The organism is Pseudomonas sp. PSE1(2024), assembly GCF_050990555.1.
GTDB lineage: Bacteria > Pseudomonadota > Gammaproteobacteria > Pseudomonadales > Pseudomonadaceae > Aquipseudomonas > Aquipseudomonas aphyarum.
The window spans coordinates 5,862,147-5,886,123 of the sequence record NZ_CP158967.1; the positions used below are offsets into that span (position 1 = coordinate 5,862,147).

A 23,977-nucleotide genomic window follows, 5' to 3' on the forward strand; every position below is an offset into this window, starting at 1 on the left:
TTCTTTGAGCAGGCAGTTCTGGTTAGCACCGGTAAATCGGGCAGTGCAATTAATTGGCCACTCTTCTGGAAATATTTTGAATCAATAAGCGCAGGGGTTCGGCTGAACAGTGGCTTCATCAATGCTGGGGAATCAGCCCCGGGATTGGGGAAATCCGGGCACAAAAAAACCGCTGCCCCCGAGGGAGCAGCGGTTTTTTGAAAGACTGCGTTAAGGCTTAGTAGCCCAGTGCGAAGTCTTCTTCTTTCATGTCCATCAGGTTGTTGGCGCCCGACAGCATGGTGGCCACGTGCGTACGGGTACGCGGCAGGATGCGCTGGAAGTAGAAGCGCGCGGTTTGCAGCTTGGCGGTGTAGAACGCCTCGTCGGTGGTGCCGGCAGCCAGTTTTTCAGCAGCCAGACGCGCCATGTCGGCCCAGAAGTAAGCCAGGCAGGCATAACCGGAGTACATCAGGTAGTCCACGGAGGCCGCGCCGACTTCTTCGCGATCTTTCATGGCGGCCATACCGACCTTCATGGTCAGCTCGCCCCACTCTTTGTTCAGTGCAGCCAACGGTGCGACGAACTCTTTGACGGCTTCGTTGCCTTCGTTGTTCTGGCAGAACTTGTGGACGATCTTGGTGAAGCCTTTGAGAGCCTCGCCTTGAGTCATCAGCACTTTACGGCCCAGCAGGTCGAGTGCCTGGATGCCGGTGGTGCCTTCGTACAGCATCGAGATGCGGCTGTCGCGAACGTTCTGCTCCATGCCCCACTCGGCGATGAAGCCGTGGCCGCCGTAGATCTGCACGCCGTGGTTGGCGGATTCGAAACCGACTTCGGTCATAAACGCTTTGGCGATCGGAGTCATGAAGGCCAGCAGTGCGTCGGCTTTCTTCTTCTCTTCTTCGTCCACGCCGTATTTGACGATGTCGACCTGTTTGGCGGTGAAGTACACCATCGCACGGTTGCCTTCGGCGAATGCCTTCATGGTCAACAGCATGCGGCGTACGTCTGGGTGAACGATGATCGGGTCAGCAGCCTTGTCCGGCGTTTTCGGGCCAGTCAGGGAGCGCATTTGCAGACGATCGCGAGCGTATTTCAGGCCGCCCTGGAAGCCGATTTCGGCGTGGGCCAGACCTTGCAGCGCGGTACCCAGACGTGCGGTGTTCATGAAGGTGAACATGCAGTTCAGGCCTTTGTTCGCCGGGCCGATCAGGAAACCGGTCGCGCCGTCGAAGTTCATCACGCAGGTCGCGTTGCCGTGGATGCCCATCTTGTGTTCGATCGAACCGCAGGTCACGGCGTTGCGTGCTCCGACGGTGCCATCAGCATTCGGCATGAACTTCGGCACGATGAACAGCGAGATGCCTTTGGTGCCGGCCGGTGCGTCCGGCAGGCGGGCCAGCACGATGTGGACGATGTTGTCGGCCATGTCGTGTTCACCGGCCGAGATGAAGATCTTGGTGCCGGAGACTTTGTAGGAACCGTCGGCCTGAGGTTCGGCCTTGGTGCGCAGCATGCCCAGGTCGGTGCCGCAGTGCGGCTCGGTCAGGCACATGGTGCCGGTCCATTCGCCGGAGACCAGTTTGGTCAGATAGGCTTCTTGCTGCTCTGGGGTGCCGTGCTCGGAGATGGTATTCATCGCGCCGTGCGACAGGCCCGGGTACATGCCCCACGACCAGTTGGCTTCGCCAACCATCTCGCTGACTGCCAGACCCAGCGACTCAGGCAGACCCTGACCGCCGTGCTCGACGTCATGGGCCAGGCTTGGCCAGCCGCCTTCCACGAATTGCTTGTAGGCCTCTTTGAAGCCGGCCGGGGTTTTCACGCCGGACTCGCTCCAGGTGCAGCCTTCGGTGTCACCCACGCGGTTCAGCGGTGCCAGCACCTGCTCACAAAACTTGGCGCCCTCTTCGAGAATGGCGTCAACCATGTCCGGCGTTGCGTCTGCGCACGCTGGAAGGCTCTGATAGTGCGCTTCGTAGCCGAGCAGTTCGTCACGAACGAAGCGAATATCACGCAAGGGGGCCTTGTAGTCAGGCATAGCGATAAACCTCTGCTGATGTAACCGGGAATGAACGACCGCGTTGATTTGTTGTGACGGTCAAACAGTTGTTTGAAACATACGTTTACGCCGAAATCTTGTCAAGCGTCGTTCTTTTGCCATTCGTCATCACATTTTCCGAACGCCGGACACAGCAGCGCGACATGCGCCCGACCGAGCCATGTGCACTGAAAAAAGATTAGTTGAGGGAGAAGGACTTACAACGAAAAACGCCGCGAACAGTCGCGGCGTCTGGCAAAGCGCAGATCAAAAAATCAGGCGAAGGTATCGATGATCGTACCGAGCATTTCATCGGAAGCCTTGGCGACTTTCACGCCCAGTTCCGCCTGAAACTTGCCTTGGGCCATCTCGACCATGTTGCTGGCAAGGTCCGATTGCTGGGCGCGATCCACGGAACGCAGACGATCGACCTGCACTTCCGAAGACTGGCTGGTGACCGAACGCTCGATGGTGCTGCTGGCGATCTGGCTGGCGGCCTGATCGACGCGGTTCTGCCCGGTCTGAATGGTACTCAGACCTGCATAAAAAGCTGTGTTTCCGGAGATTTCCATGGGAGCTCTCATCCTTGGGAAGGATCAATGGGTGCCATTGAACCAGAGGCGTCAGAAAAACACCCGTCAAAAACACTAATGGCACAGTGCCTTGTCATAGCCAAAATCAGTCGAGCAGATCCAGTTGCAAGTGATCGGCGACCGCTTCAGCGCTGACGGCTTTGAGTTTCGGCACCCGCCCCAGGCACGGTGCCGGAATCCGCTCGGCCAGTGTCGCCAGGTTTTCCTCCAGCCGCGACGTCTTCGGATCAATGATGTTCGCCACCCACCCCGCCAGTTGCAGCCCGTCCCGGGCAATCGCCTCGGCAGTCAACAACGCATGACTGATGCATCCCAGACGCACGCCGACCACCAGAATCACCGGCAACTTCAACGCAATCGCCAGATCCGACAAATTGTCCTGATCCGCCAACGGCACCCGCCAGCCGCCCGCGCCTTCGATCAGCGTGAAGTCGGCGTTCATGGCCAGAATCTCGCGCATCGGCGCCAGCAACGATTGCACGGTCAACGCCACACCCGCCTCACGCGCTGCCAGATGCGGCGCGATCGCTGGCTCGAACGCCACCGGATTGACCTGTTGATACGTCAGCGGCAACGAGCATTCGGCCTGCAACGCCAGCGCATCGGAATTGCGCAGGCCTCTGGGCGTCACCACACAACCGGACGCCACCGGTTTGCCCGCCGCCGTACTCAGCCCCGCCGACCGCGCAGCGTGCAGCAATCCGGCGGCGACAGTGGTCTTGCCAACGTCAGTGTCGGTTCCGGTGATGAAATAGGCTGCGCTCATAAGGGTTTCTCCAACACGGCGTAGACCACCTGATAAGTCGCCGGCAAGCCCTGCGGCTGACGGAACTGCTCGTAGGCTTCGACCAGCCCCAGAATCCGCGCCCGCCCGGTCAATCCACCCGGCCGGCCAGGGTTCAGGTTATGCGCGCCCAAGGCCTTGAGTTCATGGGTCAGGCTGCGCACATCCGGGTAATGCAGCACATGCGGCCGGTTCTCCAGACAGACACTGCGCAAACCACTGGCCGCGCACAATTGCTCATAGCGGGCGAATTCGCGGAAGCGGTTGACGTGCACCAGGCCATCGACCTGACGCCAACTGTCGCGCAATTCGTACAGCGTCCCTACACAAAGACTAGCAAACGCGAAAATCCCACCCGGTTTCAGCACCCGAAACGCTTCGGCGAGCACCGCTTCGAAGTCCGCGCACCACTGCACGGCGAGGCTGGAGAAGATCAGATCGCAGGTCGAATCCTGCAACGGCAAACGTTCGGCATCGCCAGCAATGAAGTGTGTGGCCCCGCCCAACGGCCGCGCGTGATTGAGCATGCCTTCAGCGATATCGAGCGCCAGCCCCTCACCAAATCGCTCGGCCAGCGCCCGAGTGAAATACCCGGTGCCGCAGCCCAGATCCAGCCAGCGTGCCGGCCGAAAATCCACCGGCAAGCGATTCATCAACTGCGTACCGACATCGCGCTGCAACTCCGCGACGCTGTCATAGCTGGCCGCTGCACGAGAAAAAGAAGCCGCGACCTGGCGCTTGTCAGGCAAGCCGCCGGGCAACGCCGCAACAGACAAATCAGTCATCACCGCACTCACTTAAAAACGCCTGGATCGCACCCGCTACACCGTGGGGGTCTTCCAGAAGAAACGCATGGCTGGCCTGCTCGATCAGACCGACCTCGACATCTGCCAGCAACGCGAACAACTCGCCCGCGGCCTCCGCCGGCACCAACCCGTCCAGCCCTCCGAACAGATGCAATTGCGGGCCACGAAACGCCTGCAAGGCATCGCGCGTATCGATCTGCGCCAACAATTCCAGACCGGCCATCAACGCGGCCGGCGAGGTATTCGGCGCGCCGCCGAGCAACAGCCGCGACAAGCCACGCGCGTCTTGCGCGCCCTGGGCGCACAGCAGAGAGAATCGTTTGAGAGTCGTGCGCGGGTCGGCGCCGCAGCCGGCCAGAAACGCATCGAAGGTCTCGCCGGGCATCGCGCTCGGCCACTGTTCATGGGCGACAAACGAAGGATTGCTCGCCAGGGTCAACAAGCCGCAGCAATGTTCGCCACGCCGTGCCGCCAACTCTGAAGCGAGCATGCCGCCCAGTGACCAGCCGCCGAGCCAGGCATCTTCGGGGATGAGCTCATCGAGCTCGTCGAGCCAGTCTTGCAGATCGCTGGAGTCCAGTTCCGGCAGCGGCTCGATGTCGACCTGCAGGTGCTCGTCGAGTCCGCGCAACGCGGCGGCCAGCGGCTCCAGCGGCGAAACGCCGAGCCCCCAACCCGGTAGCAGAATCAGGCGATCACGCATGGCTTGGCTCCGACTTGAGTTGCGCAAAGCAATCGGCCAGTCCTTCTAACAATAGCTGCACCTGCGCCTCGCTGTGGGCAGCGGTCAGCGTCACCCGCAACCGCGCGCTGCCGGCAGGCACGGTCGGCGGGCGGATCGCGGTAACCATCAGCCCACGCTCGCGCAGCATCTGCGACAGACGCACCGCGCGACCGGCATCGCCGATCAGGATCGGCTGGATCGGCGTGAAGCTGTCCATCAGTTCCAGACCAATCTGTTCGGCACCGTGGCGGAACTGACGGATCAGCGTCTGCAAATGCTCGCGACGCCAGTGCTCGCTGCGCAGCAGTTCCAGACTTTTCAACGTTGCGCAGGCCAGCGCCGGCGGTTGGCTGGTGGTGTAGATGTACGGGCGGGCGAACTGGATCAGACTTTCGATCAGCTCTTCACTGCCGGCCACAAACGCGCCAGCCGTACCGAACGCTTTGCCGAGGGTGCCGACCAGCACCGGCACGTCTTCCTGGCTCAAACCGAAATGCTCGACGATCCCGCCACCGTTCGCCCCCAGCGGGCCGAATCCGTGGGCGTCATCGACCATCAGCCAGGCGCCTTTGGCCTTGGTTTCCCGGGCCAGCGCCGGCAGATCGGCGAGGTCGCCGTCCATGCTGAACACGCCGTCAGTGACCACCAGCGTATTGCCGGTGGCTTTCTCCAGACGCTTGGCGAGGCTGTCGGCGTCGTTGTGCAGATAACGATTGAAGCGCGCGCCGGACAGTAATCCGGCATCCAGCAACGACGCATGATTGAGCCGGTCTTCCAGCACCGTATCGCCCTGCCCGACCAATGCGGTGACCGCGCCGAGGTTGGCCATGTAACCGGTGGTGAACAACAGCGCACGCGGCCGTCCGGTGAGATCCGCCAAAGCCTCCTCAAGCGCGTGATGCGGACCGCTGTGACCGATCACCAGATGCGAAGCACCGCCGCCGACGCCCCATTTCGAAGCGCCGGCGCGCCAGGCTTCGATCACTTGCGGATGATTGGCCAGGCCCAGGTAATCGTTGTTGCAGAACGCCAGCAACGGCTGACCGTCGACCACCACTTCCGGCCCTTGCGGGCTTTCAAGCAGCGGGCGCTGGCGATAGAGATTTTCGGCACGACGGGCAGCAAGGCGTGCGGCGAGATCGAAAGACATGCAAGCCTCGACATTCAAGTGACACAGATCCCTTGTGGGAGCGAGCCTGCTCGCGAAGAGGCCTTCACATCCGACATCAATGTCGACTGAAGCACCGCTTTCGCGAGCAAGCTCGCTCCCACAGGAGTTTGCATTCCTTCAGAGGAATCCGCGCAGTTTTTTACACCGCCGCGTTGTAGAACTGCTCGCTGCTCTTCTGCTCCACCAGCGCCTGTTCGATGGCCGCCTGATGCACTTCGTCGGCATGCTCTTCACGGGCTTCCGGCTGAATGCCCAGACGTGCGAACAGCTGCATGTCCTTGTCGGCCTGCGGGTTGGCGGTGGTCAGCAGTTTGTCGCCGTAGAAGATCGAGTTGGCGCCGGCGAAGAACGCCAGGGCCTGCATCTGCTCGTTCATCGCTTCGCGGCCGGCGGACAGGCGCACGTGGGATTGCGGCATGAGGATGCGCGCCACGGCGAGCATGCGGATGAAGTCGAATGGATCGACATCGTCGGCGTTTTCCAGTGGCGTGCCGGCGACTTTCACCAGCATGTTGATCGGCACCGATTCCGGATGCTCCGGCAGGTTGGCCAGCTGGATCAGCAGGTTCGCGCGGTCATCGAGGGACTCGCCCATGCCGAGAATGCCGCCGGAGCAAATCTTCATCCCCGCGTCGCGCACGTAGGCCAGCGTCTGCAGGCGCTCGCTGTAGGTGCGGGTAGTGATGATGCTGCCGTAGAACTCGGGCGAGGTGTCGAGGTTGTGGTTGTAGTAATCGAGCCCGGCCTTGGCCAGCGCTTCGGTCTGATCCTGATCGAGACGACCGAGGGTCATGCAGGTTTCCAGGCCCATGGCCTTCACGCCTTCGACCATCTTCAGCACGTAAGGCATGTCCTTGGCCGACGGGTGTTTCCACGCCGCACCCATGCAGAAACGGGTCGAGCCGATGGCCTTGGCGCGGGCAGCCTCTTCGAGGACTTTCTGCACTTCCATCAGCTTTTCTTTTTCCAGCCCGGTGTTGTAGTGACCGGACTGCGGACAATATTTGCAATCTTCCGGGCAGGCGCCGGTCTTGATCGACAGCAGGGTGGAAACCTGGACGCGGTTGGCGTCGAAATGCGCGCGGTGCACCGTCTGCGCCTGGAACAGCAAGTCGTTGAATGGCTGAACGAAGAGTGCTTTGACTTCGGCCAAAGTCCAGTCGTGACGCAGGGTGGCAGTGGTGCTGGCGCTCATGGGCGGTTCCTTGGTTATGCTTGGCTGGCGCCTGGGGAAACGGAATACCCACAGGCACGACACGGATGTTCGGCATATTTAAGGAAGAGTCATGCGCTGTCAACCACACTACGAACGGCCGGTTTACATCTGGTTAAAAAACAAACAACTCTGTTTATTGTGCGATGAGCCGGCAGACGCGCAAATCCCGATCTGCACCGCCTGTGAAACCGATCTGCCGTGGCTGGGCGATCAATGCCTGACGTGCGCCCTGCCCTTGCCCGCTGCCGGGCTTACCTGTGGTGGCTGCCTGCAGGATCCGCCAGCCTTTGAGCAAGTGGCCGTGCCATGGGTTTATGGCTTTCCGGTGGACACGCTGATCACCCGTTTCAAGCACAACGGCAAATGGCCGCTTGGCCACTTGCTCGCCGACGTTCTCAGCGAGTTCCTGCAACATCGCTTCGAAGAAGACCTGCCTCGCCCGGACGCCCTGCTGCCGGTACCGCTTGCACCGAAACGCCTGCGCCAGCGCGGCTTCAACCAAGCAGCGATGCTGGCGCAGTGGCTGGGCAAGTCACTCGACCTGCCTTGCGAGGAACACAGCCTGTTGCGCGTGCAGGATACCGACGCCCAGCAGGCCCTCAACGCCAAAGCGCGTAAACGCAATCTGCGACACGCCTTCGCCTTGAGCCCCGATGCCCAGGTGAAAGGCCGGCACCTGGCCCTGGTCGACGACGTGCTGACCACCGGCGCCACCGCCCAGGCGCTGGCCCGGTTGCTGATGGACGCCGGCGCCGCGCGGGTGGATGTGTACTGCCTGGCCCGCACGCCAAAACCCGGCGACGCGGCTTGACGGATACGCCTCGAGCCGCCAACGTCCTCCCTCAACCTTTCAGCACAAAGCGTCCGCCATGTCCCTGCCCTCTCTGTTGTCCCAGCACATCGTCCGCCGTCCGCAGCGCATCGCCTTGCTGCAACACATCGCCGAACAGGGTTCGATCACCCGCGCTGCGAAAAGCGCCGGCCTGAGTTACAAGGCGGCGTGGGATGCCATCGATGAGCTGAACAATCTCGCGCAAAAGCCTCTGGTCGAGCGCGCGGTCGGCGGCAAGGGCGGCGGTGGCGCCAAGTTGTCGAGCGAAGGCGAGCGGGTGCTGCGCCTTTATCAAAAGCTGCAAGCCTTGCAGGCCCAGGTGCTGGAAGCGGCCGAGGACGCCAGCGATCTGGACCTGCTCGGTCGGCTGATGCTCAGGACCAGCGCGCGAAATCAGCTGCACGGCAAAGTCGTGCTGATCGAAGGTCAGGGCCGCAACGATCTGATCCGCCTCGAACTGGCCGAAGGCCTGTCGATCGACGCACAGATCACCCACGACAGCACCTTGCACCTGGAGCTGCAACCGGGCACCGAAGTGGTGGCGCTGATCAAGGCCGGCTGGCTCGAACTGCTCGCGCCAGAGGCCACGCCCGCCGTCGGCCACAACCTTCTGAGCGGTCGGATCGAGGCGATTCTCGACGCCGAAGACGGCCCGAGCGAAGTGCGCATCGCCCTGCCCAATGGCCAGACCCTGTGCGCGCTGGCCGAACCGCTGGACTTGCGCACTCGTGGCCTGACGGTCGAACAACCAGTACAGGTGCAGTTTTCCCCGTCCAATGTGCTGCTCGGAACACCGCTCTAACCGGCGCTGCAACGAAAGCGTCATCGACCCGCATTAAGGTGGCTGCCAAAACCATGCAGGGAGCCTGATGTGAGCCTATTAGAAGAAAACCAATCCACAGACTTGGAAAAAATGGTCGGCCTGAGCCGTCGCGGTTTCATCAGCGCCGGCGCGCTGTGCGGCGCGGCGATGTTCCTCGGCGGCAACCTGCTGAGCCGCAGCGTGCTGGCCGCCAGTGTCAGCGCCGGCAACAGCCGTCTGCTCGGCTTCGACAGCATTCCGGCTGCCACCACCGACACCATCAGCCTGCCCAAAGGCTACAAGTCGTCGGTGCTGATCAGCTGGGGCCAGCCGTTGCAAAAGAACGGCCCGGCCTTCGACCCGAGCGGCAACGGCACAGCGGCTGCGCAGGAAGTGCAGTTCGGCGACAACAACGACGGCATGAGCCTGTTCGAATTCCCGGGCGAGAAAAACCGTGCGTTGATGGCGATCAACAACGAATACACCAACTATCGCTACCTCTATCCGCACGGCGGCATGCCGCAGTCGGCCGAGGACGTGCGCAAGGCCCTGGCCTGCGAAGGCGTGTCGGTGATCGAAGTCCAGCGCAAGAACGGCCAGTGGCAGTTCGTCCAGGGCTCGCGCTACAACCGGCGCATTCACGGCAACTCGCCGCTGCGTATCAGCGGCCCGGCAGCCGGTCACGAGCTGATGAAAACCAGCGCCGACAAGCACGGCAAGAAAGTTCTCGGCACCTTCCAGAACTGCGCCAACGGCAAGACGCCGTGGGGCACTTATCTGACCTGCGAAGAGAACTTCACCGACTGTTTCGGCAGCAGCAACGCCCAGCAACAGTTCGACCCGGCGCAGAAACGCTACGGCGTGTCGGCCGCCAGCCGCGAGATCAACTGGCACCCGTTCGATCCGCGCTTCGACATGGCGAAGAACCCCAACGAACTCAACCGCCACGGATGGGTCGTGGAGATCGATCCGTTCGACCCGCAATCGACCCCGGTCAAACGCACCGCGCTGGGCCGCTTCAAACATGAAAACGCCGCACTGGCCGAGACCGACGACGGTCGCGCCGTGGTGTACATGGGCGACGACGAACGCGGCGAGTTCATCTACAAATTCGTCAGCCGCGACAAGATCAACCACCGCAACGCCAAGGCCAACCGCGACATCCTCGATCACGGCACGCTGTACGTGGCCAAGTTCGATGCCGGCGACGGCAACCCGGACCATCCGAAAGGCCAGGGCCAGTGGATCGAACTGACCCACGGCAAAAACGGCATCGACGCCAGCAGCGGTTTCGCTGATCAGGCTGAAGTGCTGATTCACGCGCGTCTGGCGGCGAGTGTGGTCGGCGCCACGCGCATGGACCGTCCGGAATGGATCGTGGTCAGCCCGAAAGACGGCCAGGTTTATTGCACCCTGACCAACAACGCCAAGCGCGGCGAAGACGGCCAACCGGTGGGCGGGCCGAATCCTCGGGAGAAAAACGTCTACGGCCAGATCCTGCGCTGGCGCACCGACCGCGACGATCACGCGTCGAAGACTTTCGCCTGGGATCTGTTCGTGGTGGCCGGCAACCCGGGCGTCCATGCCGGTACGCCGAAGGGCGGTTCGTCGAATATCACCCCGCAGAACATGTTCAACAGCCCGGACGGCCTCGGTTTCGACAAGGCTGGCCGACTGTGGATTCTCACCGACGGTGATTCGAGCAACGCTGGTGATTTCGCCGGGATGGGCAACAACCAGATGCTCTGCGCCGATCCTGCGACCGGTGAGATTCGCCGGTTCATGGTCGGGCCGATCGGCTGTGAAGTCACCGGGATCAGTTTCTCGCCGGATCAGAAAACCCTGTTCGTCGGGATTCAGCACCCGGGCGAGAACGGCGGTTCGACCTTCCCCGAGCACCTGCCGAACGGCAAGCCACGCTCATCGGTGATGGCGATTACCCGTGAGGATGGCGGGATCGTCGGCGCCTGATTTGACGACGCTCTGATCGTTCCCGTGCGCTGCACGGGAACGATCCCACTCAAGACAGCCCGTCTGCGCTACCATGCTGAGCCGGACGCGGCAGCCTGCTGCGCGCAGGAGTCAGCATGGCCCACCCGTTTGAAACCCTCACCCCAGACCTCGTGCTCGATGCCGTCGAAAGCATCGGCTTCCTGAGCGACGCGCGCATTCTGGCGCTCAACAGTTATGAAAACCGCGTCTATCAGGTCGGCATCGAAGACTCGGAACCGCTGATCGCCAAGTTCTATCGCCCGCAGCGCTGGACCAACGAAGCGATCCTGGAGGAGCACCAGTTCACCTTCGAACTGGCCGACGTCGAAATCCCGGTGGTGGCGCCGCTGATCCACAACGGCGAAACCCTGCACGAACACGCCGGTTTTCGTTTCACCCTGTTTCCCCGTCGCGGTGGCCGGGCGCCGGAGCCGGGCAATCTCGATCAGCTGTATCGCCTGGGCCAGTTGCTCGGGCGCATGCACGCGGTCGGCGGCACCAAACCGTTCGAGCACCGCGAAGCGTTGGCCGTGAAGAACTTCGGCCATGACTCGCTGACCACTTTGCTGGAAGGCAACTTCATACCGAAAAGCCTGCTGCCGGCCTACGAATCGGTCGCCCGCGACCTGCTCAAGCGTGTGGAAGACGTCTACGCCAACACGCCGCACCAGAACATCCGCATGCATGGCGACTGCCACCCCGGCAACATGATGTGCCGCGACGAAATGTTCCACATCGTCGACCTCGACGACTGCCGCATGGGCCCGGCGGTGCAGGACATCTGGATGATGCTCGCCGGCGATCGTCAGGATTGTCTGGGGCAGTTGTCGGAATTGATGGACGGCTACAACGAATTCCACGACTTCGACCCGCGCGAACTGGCGCTGATCGAACCGTTACGCGCCTTGCGCCTGATGCATTACAGCGCGTGGCTGGCCCGACGCTGGGACGATCCGGCGTTCCCCCGCAGCTTTCCTTGGTTCGGCAGCGAGCGGTATTGGGGCGATCAGGTGCTGGCGTTGCGCGAGCAACTGTCGGCGCTGAACGAAGAGCCGTTGAAGCTTTTCTGACACGACACGTCTATACAACTGCCCGTACAATCGCTGCTTTGTTAGCTGCCTAAGCAAGGATTCTGCATGCAAGCCGCCAACCCGCGTCGCGGGTACATTCTGGGCCTTAGCGCCTACATCATCTGGGGACTGTTCCCGCTCTACTTCAAAGCCATCGCCGAAGTGCCGGCGGTGGAAATCATCATCCACCGGGTGCTGTGGTCGGCGCTGTTCGGCGCGCTGCTGTTGATGGTGTGGAAGCATCCCGGCTGGTGGCAGGAACTGCGCGACAACCCGAAACGCTTGGCGATTCTTGCGCTCAGCGGCACCTTGATCGCGGCCAACTGGCTGACCTACGTCTGGTCGGTGAATAACGGCCGGATGCTGGAAGCGAGCCTCGGTTACTACATCAACCCGCTGGTGAACGTGCTGCTGGGCATGCTGATCCTCGGCGAACGCCTGCGGCGCATGCAGTGGCTGGCGGTCGGTCTGGCGGCGGTCGGCGTGGCGCAGCAGGTGTGGCAGGTGGGTAGTCTGCCGTGGGTTTCGCTGGTGCTGGCGCTGACCTTCGGTTTCTACGGGCTGATCCGCAAGCAGGCGCCGGTCAAGGCGCTGCCGGGGCTGGTGGTGGAAACCTGGATGCTGGTGCCGATCGCGCTTGCGTGGCTGCTGTTCAATCCGACCGCAACCAGTGCTCAGGCCGAGTTCTGGACCACCTCCGAAGCCTGGTGGCTGGTGGCAGCCGGTCCGGTGACGCTGGTGCCGCTGGTGTGCTTCAACGCGGCGGCGCGGCATCTGCCCTACACCACCCTCGGTTTCCTGCAATACCTGGCGCCGACGCTGGTGCTGCTGCAAGCCGTGCTGCTGTTCGGCGAGCACTTATCGTCCAGCACGCTGATCGCCTTCATGTTTATCTGGGCCGGTCTGGCGGTGTACAGCGTCGATGCGTGGCTGAGTCTGCGCCGGCGCAGCTGATCAAAAAACGCACAAACCTCCACAGGCCACGGTTCTCGTGGCCTGTATCGTTCCTTCCCAAGGTTATCCACAGCGTGATCCCCGCCGTTTGTGCGCAAGTCACTGAATGCTGGCGGTTTTTTGATCAATCTTCGCCAAGCCACGGCGGACGTGGTCTGGCGCTCAGTCTCTACAGGTTATCCACAGGCAGGTGCACGTTTAAACTGGATAACCCGATCCGTTCTCAGGGATCGGTGCGCAGCACCAGTTCCACCATCAAGTCATCGGCAAGGGTTTCCAGGCGCGATTGCAGCACGTCCAGCGACAAGGTCAGTGGCACCGCCAGAATCGCCTCGGCGTGGAACAGCGGTTCACTGCTCATCGGTGCCGGGCGCACTTCAGTCACCAGCCGTTCGAGGTTAACGCCCTGCTCGCTCAGCAGCCGCGTAATGTCACGCACAATTCCCGGTCGGTCATTGCCCACCAGTTCCATGGCGATCGGTTTCCAGGTGCAGGCCTGCTCGATGCCGCTTTCGGCCACCAGCACGCGAATCCCCTGAGCCGACAAAGCTTGTAGGGCATCGACTAATTCGTCGTAAGCCTCCGCCGGCACGCCCACCCGCAGGATCCCGGCGAACTGCCCGGCCATGCGTGACATGCGGCTTTCCAGCCAGTTACCGCCATGTTCGGCGATGCATTGGGCGATGCGCTCGACCTGCCCGGGCTTGTCCGGTGCGAAGACGGTGAGTACGAGGTGATCCATGGCGCAGCCCTCTTGTCATGACTTTTGTTATAGAAAAGCAAGTATAGGCAAGCGTTCGACAGACGCCTCAGACGCTCGAAATCACAAATCGTGTACAACTTTTTATATTTAACTGGAACAATCCATTGGTTTTTTGAGAACATCCCGTTCCGCGCCGTGACCGCAATGCGTCATGGGGTCGCAGAACGACGTAATTAGTCTGATTTTCACAACCGCAACTCATCATGTAGTATGCCGCAGCGCGCACTACATAACGCTGGATCGATGTCTGCCCAAGGCACGTTCGCAACCCTGAAAGCCCCGTCAGCAAGGCCCCCAAGCCGTTGATTGGTTCCAGCCCAGCCGCCAGCGATGGCATGTACTGGTCGAGGGGTTTGTGGTTTAAATGGCCAGAGGCTTCATTGTTAAATTGAAGAGCTGAAAAGCGAAATAGCTGAGCAGAGTGAGGCAAGCAATGACTGAACACGTTCAAGTCGGTGGCCTGCAGGTCGCCAAAGTCCTGTTCGACTTCGTGAACAACGAAGCCATTCCCGGTACCGGCCTCACCGCCGACAAATTCTGGGAAGGTGCCGACAAGGTCATTCACGACCTGGCGCCGAAGAACAAAGCCCTACTCGCCAAACGCGATGACTTCCAGGCTCGTATCGATGGCTGGCACCAGAGCCGTGCCGGTCAGCCGCACGACGCCGTGGCCTATAAAGCCTTCCTGCAAGAGATCGGTTATCTGCTGCCAGAAGCGGCTGATTTCCAGGCAACGACGCAAAACGTCGATGACGAAATCGCCCGTACCGCCGGCCCGCAACTCGTGGTTCCGGTGATGAACGCCCGCTTCGCCCTCAACGCCTCGAACGCCCGCTGGGGTTCGCTGTACGACGCCCTGTATGGCACCGACGCTATCAGCGAAGCCGGCGGCGCGGAAAAAGGCAAAGGCTACAACAAGGTGCGTGGCGACAAAGTCATCGCCTTCGCCCGTGCGTTCCTCGATGAAGCCGCGCCACTGGCAACCGGCTCCCACGTCGACTCCACCGGCTACAAGATTGCTGACGGCAAACTGGTCGTCACCCTCAAGGGCGGCAGCACCAGCGGCCTGCGCAACGAAGCTCAGTTGATCGGCTTCCAGGGCGACACCAATGCGCCGATTGCGATCCTGCTGAAAAACAACGGCCTGCATTTCGAAATCCAGATCGATGCCAGCACCCCGGTCGGCCAGACCGATGCCGCCGGCGTCAAAGACATCCTGATGGAAGCGGCGCTGACCACCATCATGGACTGCGAAGACTCCGTCGCTGCCGTCGATGCCGACGACAAGGTTGTGATCTACCGCAACTGGCTCGGCCTGATGAAGGGCGATCTGGCGGAATCCGTGTCCAAGGGCGGCCAGACCTTCACCCGTACCATGAACCCGGATCGCACCTACACCAAGGTCGACGGCAGCGAACTGACCCTGCACGGCCGTTCGCTGTTGTTCGTGCGTAACGTCGGTCACCTGATGACCATCGACGCGATCCTCGACAAGCACGGCAACGAAGTGCCGGAAGGCATCCTCGACGGCCTGGTGACTTGCCTGGCGGCGATGCACAACCTGAGCGGCAACACTTCGCGCAAGAACACCCGCACCGGTTCGGTATACATCGTTAAACCGAAGATGCACGGCCCAGAAGAGGCGGCGTTCACCAACGAGCTGTTCGGTCGCATCGAAGACGTGCTGGGCCTCAAGCGCAACACCCTGAAAGTCGGGATCATGGACGAGGAGCGCCGTACCACGGTCAACCTCAAGGCCTGCATCCAGGCCGCCAGCGAGCGCGTGGTGTTCATCAACACCGGTTTCCTCGACCGCACCGGCGACGAAATCCACACCTCCATGGAAGCCGGCCCGATGGTGCGCAAGGCTGACATGAAGGCCGAGAAATGGATCGGCGCCTACGAGAACTGGAACGTCGATATCGGTCTGAGCACCGGCCTGCAAGGTCGTGCGCAAATCGGTAAAGGCATGTGGGCGATGCCCGACCTGATGGCAGCGATGCTCGAACAGAAAATCGCTCACCCGCTGGCCGGCGCCAACACTGCCTGGGTTCCGTCGCCGACCGCCGCTGCGCTGCACGCGCTGCACTACCACAAGGTCGACGTGTTCGCCCGTCAGGCCGAGCTGGCCAAACGTGCCCGCGCTTCGGTCGATGACATCCTCACCATCCCGCTGGCGGTCAACCCGAACTGGACCCCGGAGCAGATCAAGAACGAACTGGACAACAACGCCCAGGGCATTCTCGGTTACGTGGTGCGCTGGATCGACCAGGGCGTGGGTTGCTCGAAAGTGCCGGACATCAACGACGTCGGCCTGATGGAAGACCGTGCGACGCTGCGTATCTCCAGCCAGCACATCGCCAACTGGCTGCGCCACGGCGTGGTGACCGAAGCGCAAGTGATGGAAAGCCTCAAGCGCATGGCGCCGGTGGTTGACCGTCAAAACGCGAACGACCCGCTGTACCGTCCGCTGGCCCCGAACTTCGACAGCAACATCGCCTTCCAGGCGGCGGTCGAACTGGTGATCGAGGGCACCAAACAGCCGAACGGCTACACCGAGCCGGTCCTGCACCGTCGTCGTCGCGAGTTCAAGGCTGCCAACGGCCTGTAACCTGCGCTGATGCCGGACATGAAAAAGCCCTGATCTTTGGATCAGGGCTTTTTTGTTTGCGCCGGATTGGCTAGGGCTCGATGCCCAGCTCATGTCTGACGAGACCGAGCAACTTGGCGGTATCGATCGGTTTGAGCAGGAAATCCACCACGCTCAGATGCATCGCCGCAATCGCGTCCTTCACGTCGGCATCGCCCGAAACAATGATGATCGGCATCGCCGCCCGCACCGATTCACGCACCTGACGAATCAGGTCCAGGCCGTCAACATTGCCCATCCGCAGATCGGTGATCACCAAGCCGATGGAGGGCCTTTCCTCGAGCATCTTCAGCGCAGACTCACCGCTGGCCGCGGTCATGCAACGAATACCGTCCAACCCGAGAATCTCCGACAACAGTTCCCGGGCGTCCTTGTCGTCATCGACGATCAATACGCGCTGCGGTGGCAGATCGGGTTCGAGCATTACAGCGCTGAGCGCTTCGCGCTCGGCGTCGCTCAAAATATCGTGGTCGGACATGGCGTTCTCTACGTTTTCAATTCGATCCCCTGGCATAGTGGTCAGACATCGCTGGGCAGAGCTTCAATGTGCACTTCGTCGGATTTTTTTCCAAGGGGCGAACCGAAGAATTTCCGACTGATTTTGTAGGGCATATCCGAAAACTCCCCAACGGCATGCCCAACCTAGACTTACGTCCAATGGGCACCCCGCGCGATGGGGTCGACCATGGCTGCAACGATCCGACAACAACAATTCGAAAAAGACTGCGGTAATGGTTATGAGTAAAGCGGACGCCTTCACCCAGGCAGGGAAAACCGCGGTGTTGCAGAACATTCAGGGCACTTTGCAATTCCTCCAGCGCTTCCCCCCTTTCAATCAAATGGAACACGCCCACCTGGCCTATCTGGTGGAGCAATGCCAGCTGCGCTTCTACGGTCAGGGCGAAAGCATCATCAAACCCGCCGACGGGCCGGTCGAACACTTCTACATCGTCAAGCAGGGCCGGGTGGTCGGCGAACGTCCGCACACGGCCAAGGGCGGCACCGAAACCACGTTTGAAATCACCACCGGCGAGTGTTTTCCCCTCGCCGCGCTGCTCGGCGAACGGGCGACTCGCACCGAACACCTGGCCGGCGAAGACACCTTCTGCCTGCAACTGAACAAACTGGCGTTCATCAAGCTGTTCGCCCTCTCCAGCACCTTCCGCGATTTCGCCCTGCGCGGGGTCAGCAGCCTGCTCGATCAGGTCAATCAGCAGGTCCAGCAAAAAGCAGTGGAAACCCTCGGCACTCAATACTCGCTGAACACTCGCCTCGGCGAATTGGCCATGCGCCATCCGGTGACCTGCAGCCCGTCTACGCCTCTGCGTGAAGCGGTGAAATTGATGCACGAACAACAGGTCGGCAGCATCGTCGCGGTGGACGAGCAAAAGGCGCCGCTAGGGATTTTTACCCTGCGCGACCTGCGCCATGTAGTGGCTGAAGGGGTTGGCGATTTCAGCGAGCCGATCGAACGCCATATGACCCGCTCGCCGTTCTATCTGTCGCCGGATCACAGCGCCTTCGACGCGGCGATTGCCATGACCGAACGGCACATCGCCCATGTGTGTCTGGTCAAGGATCGACGCCTGTGCGGTGTGGTTTCCGAGCGGGATCTGTTCTCGCTGCAGCGGGTCGATCTGGTGCACCTGGCGCGGACTATTCGCAGCGCCCAGCGGGTCGAACAACTGGTGACCCTGCGCGGCGAGATCGGCCAACTGGTGGAGCGCATGCTCGCTCACGGCGCCTCGTCGACCCAGATCACCCACATCATTACCCTGCTCAACGATCACACCGTGTGCCGGGTGATCGAACTGACCCTCGCCGAAAAAGGCGACCCCGGCGTGCCGTTCAGCTGGCTGTGCTTCGGCAGCGAAGGCCGGCGCGAGCAGACCCTGCACACCGATCAGGACAACGGCATTCTGTTCGACGCGCGGGATGCGGCCCATGCGGCGGAGATTCGCGGCAAGCTGCTGCCCATCGCCCAGCAGATCAATAACAGTCTGGCGCAATGCGGCTTCACCCTGTGCAAGGGCAACGTCATGGCCGGCAATCCGCAGCTGTGCCTGTCCCGCGCCGAATGGGCCCGACGTTTTGCCGCGTTCATTCGCGAGGCAACGCCGGAGAACCTGTTGGGATCAAGCATCTATTTCGACCTGCGCGTGGTCTGGGGCGATGAACAGGGCTGCGAGCAATTGCGCCGGGGGATTCTCGATCAGGTCGCTGATAACCGACTGTTCCAACGGATGATGGCCGATAACGCCTTGCGCAACCGTCCACCAGTAGGACGTTTCCGCGAGTTCGTGCTGACGAAAAAGAACGGCGAGAAAGCCACGCTGGACCTGAAAATTCAGGGCCTGACCCCGTTTGTCGACGGTGCCCGCCTGCTGGCGCTGGCCCATGGCATCGATGCCAACAACACCCTCGAACGCTTCCGCCAGCTTGTGGATAAAGAAATCATCGACCGACTGGATGGTGCCGCGTACGAAGAGGCCTATCACTTCATCCAGCAGACGCGCATGCAACAGCATCAACTGCAGACCCGGGAAAACCTGCCGTACTCGAACCGGGTCGATCCCGACAGCCTCAATCATCTGGACCGGCGAATCCTGCGTGAATCCCTGCGCCAGGCCCAGCGCCTGCAAAGCAGCCTGACCCTGCGGTATCAGCTATGAGCCTGTTTTCGTGGCTGCGTCCGGCCAGTCCCGTTGTGCCGGACGACCTGCAACAGCGCCTGACGAAACTCCCGGCCATCGGTGAGCTGCGCGAGTGCAGCCTGCGCGAACAGCGCTGGGTAGTGCTGGATCTGGAAACCACCGGGCTGAACCTGAACAAGGATCGGGTGCTGTCGATTGGCGCGGTGGTGATCGAGGACGGTGCGATCGACTTCAGTCAGCAGTTCGAACGCACCCTGCAATGCCGCGAGCTGAAACTCGGCCCGAGTGTGTTGATTCACGGTCTGGCACCGAGCGCGATTGCTGCCGGCAGCGAACCCACCGAAGCCTTGGTCGAACTGCTGGAGTTTATCGGCGACAGTCCGGTGCTGGCGTTTCACGCCTCGTTCGACCAGCACATGCTCGGCCGCGCATTGAAGGAACATCTGGGGCACAAGTTGCAGACGGTGTTCCTCGATGTGGCGCAGATCGCCCCGCTGGTTTGCCCGCAGGCGCAGATTCGCGAGGCGGGGCTGGACGAGTGGATCGACTGGTTCAAGCTCGAAGTCTTCGAGCGCCACCATGCGAGCGCCGACGCTCTGGCCACGGCGGAACTGGCGCTGATCCTGTTCAGCCGGGCACGCCAGCAGCAGATCCACAGCCCGCTGAATCTGCAGCAACGCCTGAGTCAGTGGAAACGCCGCCAGCAGACGCATTCGTTCTGAATCCGGGTTGTCGCCCGACAACCCGACCGGTGGCCAATTGCTAACCATTCCCACCTCTGCCACAATCGCGAACAATTCTCGTTAGTTAACACTTCCCAGTCGGTGTCGTCGTGTCTTCAGCCCAAAGCCCTCACAGTGAGCTCGTCGGTGCGTTGTATCGCGACCACCGCGGCTGGCTGCTGGCCTGGCTGCGCCGCAACGTCGCCTGCCCGCAACGGGCCGAAGACCTGAGCCAGGACACCTTCGTCCGCCTGCTCGGCCGCGATGAACTGCTGACGCCTCGCGAACCCCGGGCGTTTCTGGTGGCGATCGCCAAAGGCTTGTTGTTCGACTACTTCCGCCGGGCGGCGCTTGAACAGGCGTATCTGACCGAACTGATGCTGATCCCCGAGGGCGAACAGCCCTCGGTCGAAGAGCAGCAACTGATCCTCGAAGATCTCAAGGCCATCGACCGCATGCTCGGCAAGCTGTCGACCAAGGCTCGCGCCGCTTTCCTCTATAACCGCCTCGACGGTCTGACCCACGCCGAGATCGCCGACAAACTCGGCGTGTCGGTCCCGCGCGTGCGTCAGTACCTGGCCCAGGGCATCCGCCAGTGCTACATCGCGTTGTACGGTGAGCCGACATGAGCCCGGCCAGTTCCCGACCGGTCCCGGCCCATGTGCTGGATGCGGCGATTGCCTGGCAATTGACCCTCGATTCCAGCACGCCGCTGGAGCGCGAAGAGTTCGCCAAATGGCACGCGGCCAATGAAGAACACGCTCGCGCCTGGCGTCAGTTGGGCATGCTCGACCAGCGTTTCAGCGTGGCCAACGGCCCGGCACGCAGCGCGTTGCTGCAATCGCGCGAAGGCATCCGCCGCCGCGTGCGCAAGCTCGGCAGCGGGCTGGCCAGTGTCGTGGCGGTGGTCGGTCTGGCGTTGTTTGCCGGCGAACGTTATCTACCGCTGGATTACTGGCTCGCCGATCAACGCACCGCCACCGGCGAACAGCGCACCGTGCGCCTGGCCGATGGCACCGTGCTCAACCTCAATACCCACAGCGCGGTGGATGTCCGCTTTGATGAGAAGCGGCGGCTGATCGTGTTGCAGGAAGGCGAAATCCTCGTCGAAACCGGTCACGGCGATGCGCGGCCGTTCATCGTCGAAACCGCCGAGGGCAGCATGCGCGCCCTGGGCACGCGGTTCCTGGTCAAGCGCGAAGACGCCGGCACGCGCCTGAGCGTGTTGCAGTCGGCGGTCGCGGCGCATCCACAATCCGATCCCAAGGAACAGATCCTGCGCGAAGGCCAGCAAGTGCTGATCCGCAATAACGGTCTGGATTCGGTGGTGGCGCTCAACCCCGGCGCCGATGCCTGGACCCGCGGCATGCTGGTGGTGGACAACGCGCGCCTGGAAGACCTGGTGCATGAACTCGGTCGCTATCGTCGCGGCCATCTGGGCATTGCGCCGGAAGTCGCCGACCTGCGCATCACCGGCAGCTTCCCGCTGCACGACACCGACAAGGCGCTGAACGCCCTGCTGCCGACCCTGCCGGTGCAGATCGAGCAGCACACGCCATGGTGGGTGACCGTGGCCAAGGCTGATCCGAAGCCCTGACAACTTGCGTTGCCTGAGCAATCGCTGTCGCGAACAGGTCGCGACAGAACCTTCACACCCCATGAAAACGGACTTTCTGCTGACTTGCGCAGCGATGTCGTTCGTTAATCGAAATTATTTTCATCCAGCCCTATCACTTTTCGAATCTCGTCCGGCACACAGGCAATTGAGAAATATTTCCATTCAGGAGCCGCCGTATGTCCCGTTCGCTAGACACCTTGTTGCGCCCCAGTTTGCTGGCGGTCGCCATTGCCCTCTGCACCCCGCTGGCCAGCAGCCAACTGATCGCCGCTGAACAGGCGTCGAGCGTACGCGCCTACAACCTGCCGGCGGCTCCGTTGTCGACCACCCTGAACCAGATCGCCAGCCAGGGCGGCCTCACGCTGTCGCTGAACCCGTCGCTGGCGGCGGGCAAGACCTCGGCGCCGGTCAACGGCCAATATGACGCGGCCGGCGCCCTGCGCGCGGCCCTGCGTGGCACCGGTCTGCAACTGGAACAGAGCAGCGCCGGCACCTACACCCTGGTCGCCTTGCCGGAAGGCGTGATGGCCCTGCCGGAAACTTCGGTGATCGGCGTGGAAAACTATGAAAGCGCCTGGGGCCCGGTCGAAGGCTACACCGCCACCCGTACCGCCGCCGGCACCAAGACCGACACTGCACTGGTCGAAGCACCGCGTTCGATTTCGGTCGCCACTCGCCAGCAAATGGAAGATCGTGGCGTGCACAGCCTCGATGACGCCGTGCGCTACATGCCCGGCATCACTGCCAGCAGCTACGGCAGCGACACCCGCGCCGACTGGCTGCGTGTGCGCGGTTTCGAACCGACCCAGTTCCTCGACGGCCTGCCGCTGCCAAAAGGCGTGTACGCCAACCCGAAACAGGAAACCTGGAACCTCGACCGCCTCGCCCTGCTGCGCGGCCCGGCCTCGTCGGTTTACGGCCAGACCCCGCCGGGCGGCCTGCTGGACATGGTCAGCCGTCGCCCGAGCGATGTGCAGAGCAGCGAAATCCAGCTGCAATACGGCAGCGACAACCACCGTCAGATCAACTTCGCCAGCACCGGCAAGATCGACGACGCCGGCCAGTTTCTCTATGGCCTCAGCGGCGTGGTGCGTGACAGCGGCACTCAGGTCGACCACGTCGACAACAAGCGCTACAACATCGCGCCAAGCCTGACCTGGAACATCGACGACGACACCAAGTTCACCCTGCTGACCCAGTTCACCCGCGACGATACCGGCATCACCAGCCAGTTCCTGCCGGTGCAGGGCACCAAAATCGACATGCCGTTCGGCAAGGTTTCCCACCACAAGAATCTGGGCGATCCGGACTGGGAATACTACGACCGCACCTACTACGCGCTGGGCTATGCCTTCGAACATCGCCTGAACGATGTGTGGCAGTTCAAACAGAACCTGCGCTACACCAAGTCGGATCTGTCGTTCCAGGGCATCACCGTCGGCTCCTACCCGTTCACTCAAGTGGACAATGATGGCAACGTCGGCCGCTCGACCACCATCGTCGACGAAGACATCAGCCAGTTCGCCGTGGACAACAACTTCCAGGCCGACTTCGCCACCGGCGACATCCGCCATACCCTGCTGCTGGGTCTGGATCACCAGCGCAGCAACACCAACTACACCTCGATCTTCGGCAGTGCGCCGGACATCAACGTGAACAACCCGATCCATGGTCAGCCGATCGTGCGTCCGGCGCGCTCCACCGCGTTCTATGACTACAACCAGAAGACCTACCAGACCGGCCTCTACGTCCAGGACCAAATGGCCCTGGATCAATGGCGCCTGACCCTCGGCGGTCGTGAAGACTGGGTGCACACCGGCACGAAGTTCATCAACAAGGCCGATGCGACCAACACCGACCGCGACAAGGCCTTCAGCGGCAACGCAGCGATCAGCTACGTGTTCGACTCCGGTTTCGTACCGTACCTGTCGTACGCCGAATCCTTCCAGCCGACCAGCGGCGCCGACGCCTCTTCGACCGAATCGCTCAAACCGACCGAAGGCAAGCAGTGGGAACTGGGCATCAAGTACCAGCCACCAGGCAGCAAGACTTTGCTGACTGCGGCCGTGTATGACCTGACCCAGAAAAACGTTTCGGTCAGCTCGTTCGTCAACGGCGTATCGATCACCAGCCAGACCGGCGAAGTGAAGGTCAAAGGCCTGGAGCTGGAAGCCGTCTCCGACGTCACCGACAACCTGAAGGTCATCGCCGCGTACACCCTGGCCAAGTCCGAAGTGCAGAACGGCGCCGACAAGGGCAACCGCCTGCAACTGATGCCGAACCAGCAAGCCTCGCTGTGGGCCGATTACACCTGGCACAGCGGCGTGCTCGACGGCTTCGGCATCGGTGCCGGCGCGCGCTACACCGGCAACACTTACGGCGACAAAGCCAACACCTGGCTGGGCAAGGCGGACGCCTACACCGTGTTCGACGCCGCCGTGCATTACGACCTCGGCCGTCTGGACAACAGTCTCAAAGGCGCGTCGCTGGCACTCAACGCCACCAACCTGCTGGACAAGGACTACATTTCCACCTGCGACAGCTTCTACTGCTACTACGGCGACCAGCGCAGTGTCGTCGCCAGCGCCACCTACAAGTGGTAA

20 protein-coding genes are annotated in these 23,977 nt (G+C 61.9%); 11 read left to right on the forward strand and 9 right to left on the reverse strand.

Annotated elements, in window-relative coordinates; translation table 11 throughout:
• Positions 1 to 217: 217 nt before the first annotated feature.
• The 7 genes from ABTV87_RS26735 to bioB all read right to left on the reverse strand — a co-directional run bounded on the left by ABTV87_RS26735 (position 218) and on the right by bioB (position 7,296).
• Positions 218 to 2,023, reverse strand: a complete 1,806-nt coding sequence (locus ABTV87_RS26735) for a phenylacyl-CoA dehydrogenase (protein WP_433898614.1) — start codon at positions 2,021 to 2,023, stop codon at positions 218 to 220.
• A 275-nt stretch (positions 2,024 to 2,298) separates the two neighbouring features.
• Positions 2,299 to 2,595, reverse strand: a complete 297-nt coding sequence (locus ABTV87_RS26740) for a hypothetical protein (protein ID WP_007959856.1) — start codon at positions 2,593 to 2,595, stop codon at positions 2,299 to 2,301.
• 106 nt (positions 2,596 to 2,701) lie between these two features.
• Positions 2,702 to 3,382 (reverse strand): dethiobiotin synthase, encoded by a 681-nt coding sequence (bioD, locus tag ABTV87_RS26745; protein ID WP_007959854.1) that lies wholly within the window; start codon positions 3,380 to 3,382, stop codon positions 2,702 to 2,704.
• Positions 3,379 to 4,185 carry a malonyl-ACP O-methyltransferase BioC gene (gene bioC / locus ABTV87_RS26750; protein ID WP_433898615.1) on the reverse strand — a complete coding sequence of 269 codons (807 nt, stop codon included), beginning with the start codon at positions 4,183 to 4,185 and terminating at the stop codon, positions 3,379 to 3,381. The genes bioD and bioC overlap by 4 nt, the downstream gene beginning before the upstream one ends.
• Positions 4,178 to 4,909 (reverse strand): alpha/beta fold hydrolase, encoded by a 732-nt coding sequence (locus tag ABTV87_RS26755; protein ID WP_433898616.1) that lies wholly within the window; start codon positions 4,907 to 4,909, stop codon positions 4,178 to 4,180. Before ABTV87_RS26755 ends, bioC begins: the two co-directional genes overlap by 8 nt.
• Entirely contained in the window at positions 4,902 to 6,080 is a 1,179-nt protein-coding gene (gene bioF, locus ABTV87_RS26760; protein ID WP_007959842.1) for an 8-amino-7-oxononanoate synthase, read from the reverse strand. The genes ABTV87_RS26755 and bioF overlap by 8 nt, the downstream gene beginning before the upstream one ends.
• Before the next feature lie 160 nt (positions 6,081 to 6,240).
• The gene (gene bioB / locus ABTV87_RS26765; RefSeq protein ID WP_007959840.1) at positions 6,241 to 7,296 is read right to left on the reverse strand and encodes a biotin synthase BioB; all 1,056 of its coding nucleotides are present in this window, start codon (positions 7,294 to 7,296) and stop codon (positions 6,241 to 6,243) included.
• A 91-nt stretch (positions 7,297 to 7,387) separates the two neighbouring features.
• Here bioB and ABTV87_RS26770 point away from each other — a divergent pair, with 91 nt between their 5' ends.
• The 5 genes from ABTV87_RS26770 to rarD all read left to right on the forward strand — a co-directional run bounded on the left by ABTV87_RS26770 (position 7,388) and on the right by rarD (position 12,967).
• Positions 7,388 to 8,128 (forward strand): ComF family protein, encoded by a 741-nt coding sequence (locus tag ABTV87_RS26770; protein ID WP_433898617.1) that lies wholly within the window; start codon positions 7,388 to 7,390, stop codon positions 8,126 to 8,128.
• 58 nt (positions 8,129 to 8,186) lie between these two features.
• Positions 8,187 to 8,951, forward strand: a complete 765-nt coding sequence (locus ABTV87_RS26775) for a TOBE domain-containing protein (RefSeq protein WP_127800272.1) — start codon at positions 8,187 to 8,189, stop codon at positions 8,949 to 8,951.
• A 69-nt stretch (positions 8,952 to 9,020) separates the two neighbouring features.
• Complete coding sequence (locus ABTV87_RS26780; RefSeq protein WP_085609069.1) at positions 9,021 to 10,922, forward strand: PhoX family protein; 1,902 nt, start codon at positions 9,021 to 9,023, stop codon at positions 10,920 to 10,922.
• Between the two features lie 116 nt (positions 10,923 to 11,038).
• Entirely contained in the window at positions 11,039 to 12,013 is a 975-nt protein-coding gene (locus tag ABTV87_RS26785; RefSeq protein WP_085609068.1) for a serine/threonine protein kinase, read from the forward strand.
• 66 nt (positions 12,014 to 12,079) lie between these two features.
• A complete protein-coding gene (rarD, locus tag ABTV87_RS26790; protein WP_007959831.1) occupies positions 12,080 to 12,967 on the forward strand; it encodes an EamA family transporter RarD in 888 nt (295 codons plus the stop codon).
• A gap of 223 nt (positions 12,968 to 13,190) precedes the next feature.
• Here the strand turns inward: rarD and ABTV87_RS26795 are convergent, their stop codons facing one another.
• On the reverse strand, positions 13,191 to 13,709 hold the full coding sequence (locus ABTV87_RS26795; protein WP_007959830.1) for a glycine cleavage system protein R: 519 nt from the start codon (positions 13,707 to 13,709) through the stop codon (positions 13,191 to 13,193).
• 454 nt (positions 13,710 to 14,163) lie between these two features.
• Here ABTV87_RS26795 and ABTV87_RS26800 point away from each other — a divergent pair, with 454 nt between their 5' ends.
• Positions 14,164 to 16,341 carry a malate synthase G gene (locus ABTV87_RS26800; RefSeq protein ID WP_433898618.1) on the forward strand — a complete coding sequence of 726 codons (2,178 nt, stop codon included), beginning with the start codon at positions 14,164 to 14,166 and terminating at the stop codon, positions 16,339 to 16,341.
• Between the two features lie 70 nt (positions 16,342 to 16,411).
• On the opposite strand, the gene ABTV87_RS26805 is transcribed toward ABTV87_RS26800, so the two are convergent.
• Positions 16,412 to 16,858 carry a response regulator gene (locus ABTV87_RS26805; RefSeq protein WP_064599912.1) on the reverse strand — a complete coding sequence of 149 codons (447 nt, stop codon included), beginning with the start codon at positions 16,856 to 16,858 and terminating at the stop codon, positions 16,412 to 16,414.
• A 253-nt stretch (positions 16,859 to 17,111) separates the two neighbouring features.
• Here ABTV87_RS26805 and ABTV87_RS26810 point away from each other — a divergent pair, with 253 nt between their 5' ends.
• The 5 genes from ABTV87_RS26810 to ABTV87_RS26830 all read left to right on the forward strand — a co-directional run bounded on the left by ABTV87_RS26810 (position 17,112) and on the right by ABTV87_RS26830 (position 23,977).
• Complete coding sequence (locus ABTV87_RS26810) at positions 17,112 to 19,052, forward strand: putative nucleotidyltransferase substrate binding domain-containing protein (protein WP_433898619.1); 1,941 nt, start codon at positions 17,112 to 17,114, stop codon at positions 19,050 to 19,052.
• Complete coding sequence (locus ABTV87_RS26815; RefSeq protein ID WP_207984153.1) at positions 19,049 to 19,756, forward strand: 3'-5' exonuclease; 708 nt, start codon at positions 19,049 to 19,051, stop codon at positions 19,754 to 19,756. The genes ABTV87_RS26810 and ABTV87_RS26815 overlap by 4 nt, the downstream gene beginning before the upstream one ends.
• A gap of 110 nt (positions 19,757 to 19,866) precedes the next feature.
• Positions 19,867 to 20,385, forward strand: coding sequence for an RNA polymerase sigma factor (locus ABTV87_RS26820; protein ID WP_039768032.1), 519 nt, complete (start codon positions 19,867 to 19,869; stop codon positions 20,383 to 20,385).
• Positions 20,382 to 21,353 carry a FecR family protein gene (locus ABTV87_RS26825; RefSeq protein WP_085609064.1) on the forward strand — a complete coding sequence of 324 codons (972 nt, stop codon included), beginning with the start codon at positions 20,382 to 20,384 and terminating at the stop codon, positions 21,351 to 21,353. Before ABTV87_RS26820 ends, ABTV87_RS26825 begins: the two co-directional genes overlap by 4 nt.
• 197 nt (positions 21,354 to 21,550) lie before the next feature.
• Positions 21,551 to 23,977, forward strand: coding sequence for a TonB-dependent siderophore receptor (locus tag ABTV87_RS26830; protein WP_433898620.1), 2,427 nt, complete (start codon positions 21,551 to 21,553; stop codon positions 23,975 to 23,977).

Coding starts and splice junctions, on each gene's coding strand:
- bioD (WP_007959854.1), bottom strand. CDS start 3,382: ATGAGCGCAGCCTATTTCATCACCGGAACCGACACTGACGTTGGCAAG.
- rarD (WP_007959831.1), top strand. CDS start 12,080: ATGCAAGCCGCCAACCCGCGTCGCGGGTACATTCTGGGCCTTAGCGCC.
- ABTV87_RS26805 (WP_064599912.1), bottom strand. CDS start 16,858: ATGTCCGACCACGATATTTTGAGCGACGCCGAGCGCGAAGCGCTCAGC.
- ABTV87_RS26795 (WP_007959830.1), bottom strand. CDS start 13,709: ATGGATCACCTCGTACTCACCGTCTTCGCACCGGACAAGCCCGGGCAG.
- ABTV87_RS26810 (WP_433898619.1), top strand. CDS start 17,112: ATGGTTATGAGTAAAGCGGACGCCTTCACCCAGGCAGGGAAAACCGCG.
- ABTV87_RS26785 (WP_085609068.1), top strand. CDS start 11,039: ATGGCCCACCCGTTTGAAACCCTCACCCCAGACCTCGTGCTCGATGCC.
- ABTV87_RS26775 (WP_127800272.1), top strand. CDS start 8,187: ATGTCCCTGCCCTCTCTGTTGTCCCAGCACATCGTCCGCCGTCCGCAG.
- ABTV87_RS26815 (WP_207984153.1), top strand. CDS start 19,049: ATGAGCCTGTTTTCGTGGCTGCGTCCGGCCAGTCCCGTTGTGCCGGAC.
- ABTV87_RS26755 (WP_433898616.1), bottom strand. CDS start 4,909: ATGCGTGATCGCCTGATTCTGCTACCGGGTTGGGGGCTCGGCGTTTCG.
- ABTV87_RS26735 (WP_433898614.1), bottom strand. CDS start 2,023: ATGCCTGACTACAAGGCCCCCTTGCGTGATATTCGCTTCGTTCGTGAC.
- ABTV87_RS26740 (WP_007959856.1), bottom strand. CDS start 2,595: ATGGAAATCTCCGGAAACACAGCTTTTTATGCAGGTCTGAGTACCATT.
- ABTV87_RS26830 (WP_433898620.1), top strand. CDS start 21,551: ATGTCCCGTTCGCTAGACACCTTGTTGCGCCCCAGTTTGCTGGCGGTC.
- ABTV87_RS26770 (WP_433898617.1), top strand. CDS start 7,388: ATGCGCTGTCAACCACACTACGAACGGCCGGTTTACATCTGGTTAAAA.
- bioC (WP_433898615.1), bottom strand. CDS start 4,185: ATGACTGATTTGTCTGTTGCGGCGTTGCCCGGCGGCTTGCCTGACAAG.
- bioF (WP_007959842.1), bottom strand. CDS start 6,080: ATGTCTTTCGATCTCGCCGCACGCCTTGCTGCCCGTCGTGCCGAAAAT.
- ABTV87_RS26825 (WP_085609064.1), top strand. CDS start 20,382: ATGAGCCCGGCCAGTTCCCGACCGGTCCCGGCCCATGTGCTGGATGCG.
- bioB (WP_007959840.1), bottom strand. CDS start 7,296: ATGAGCGCCAGCACCACTGCCACCCTGCGTCACGACTGGACTTTGGCC.
- ABTV87_RS26800 (WP_433898618.1), top strand. CDS start 14,164: ATGACTGAACACGTTCAAGTCGGTGGCCTGCAGGTCGCCAAAGTCCTG.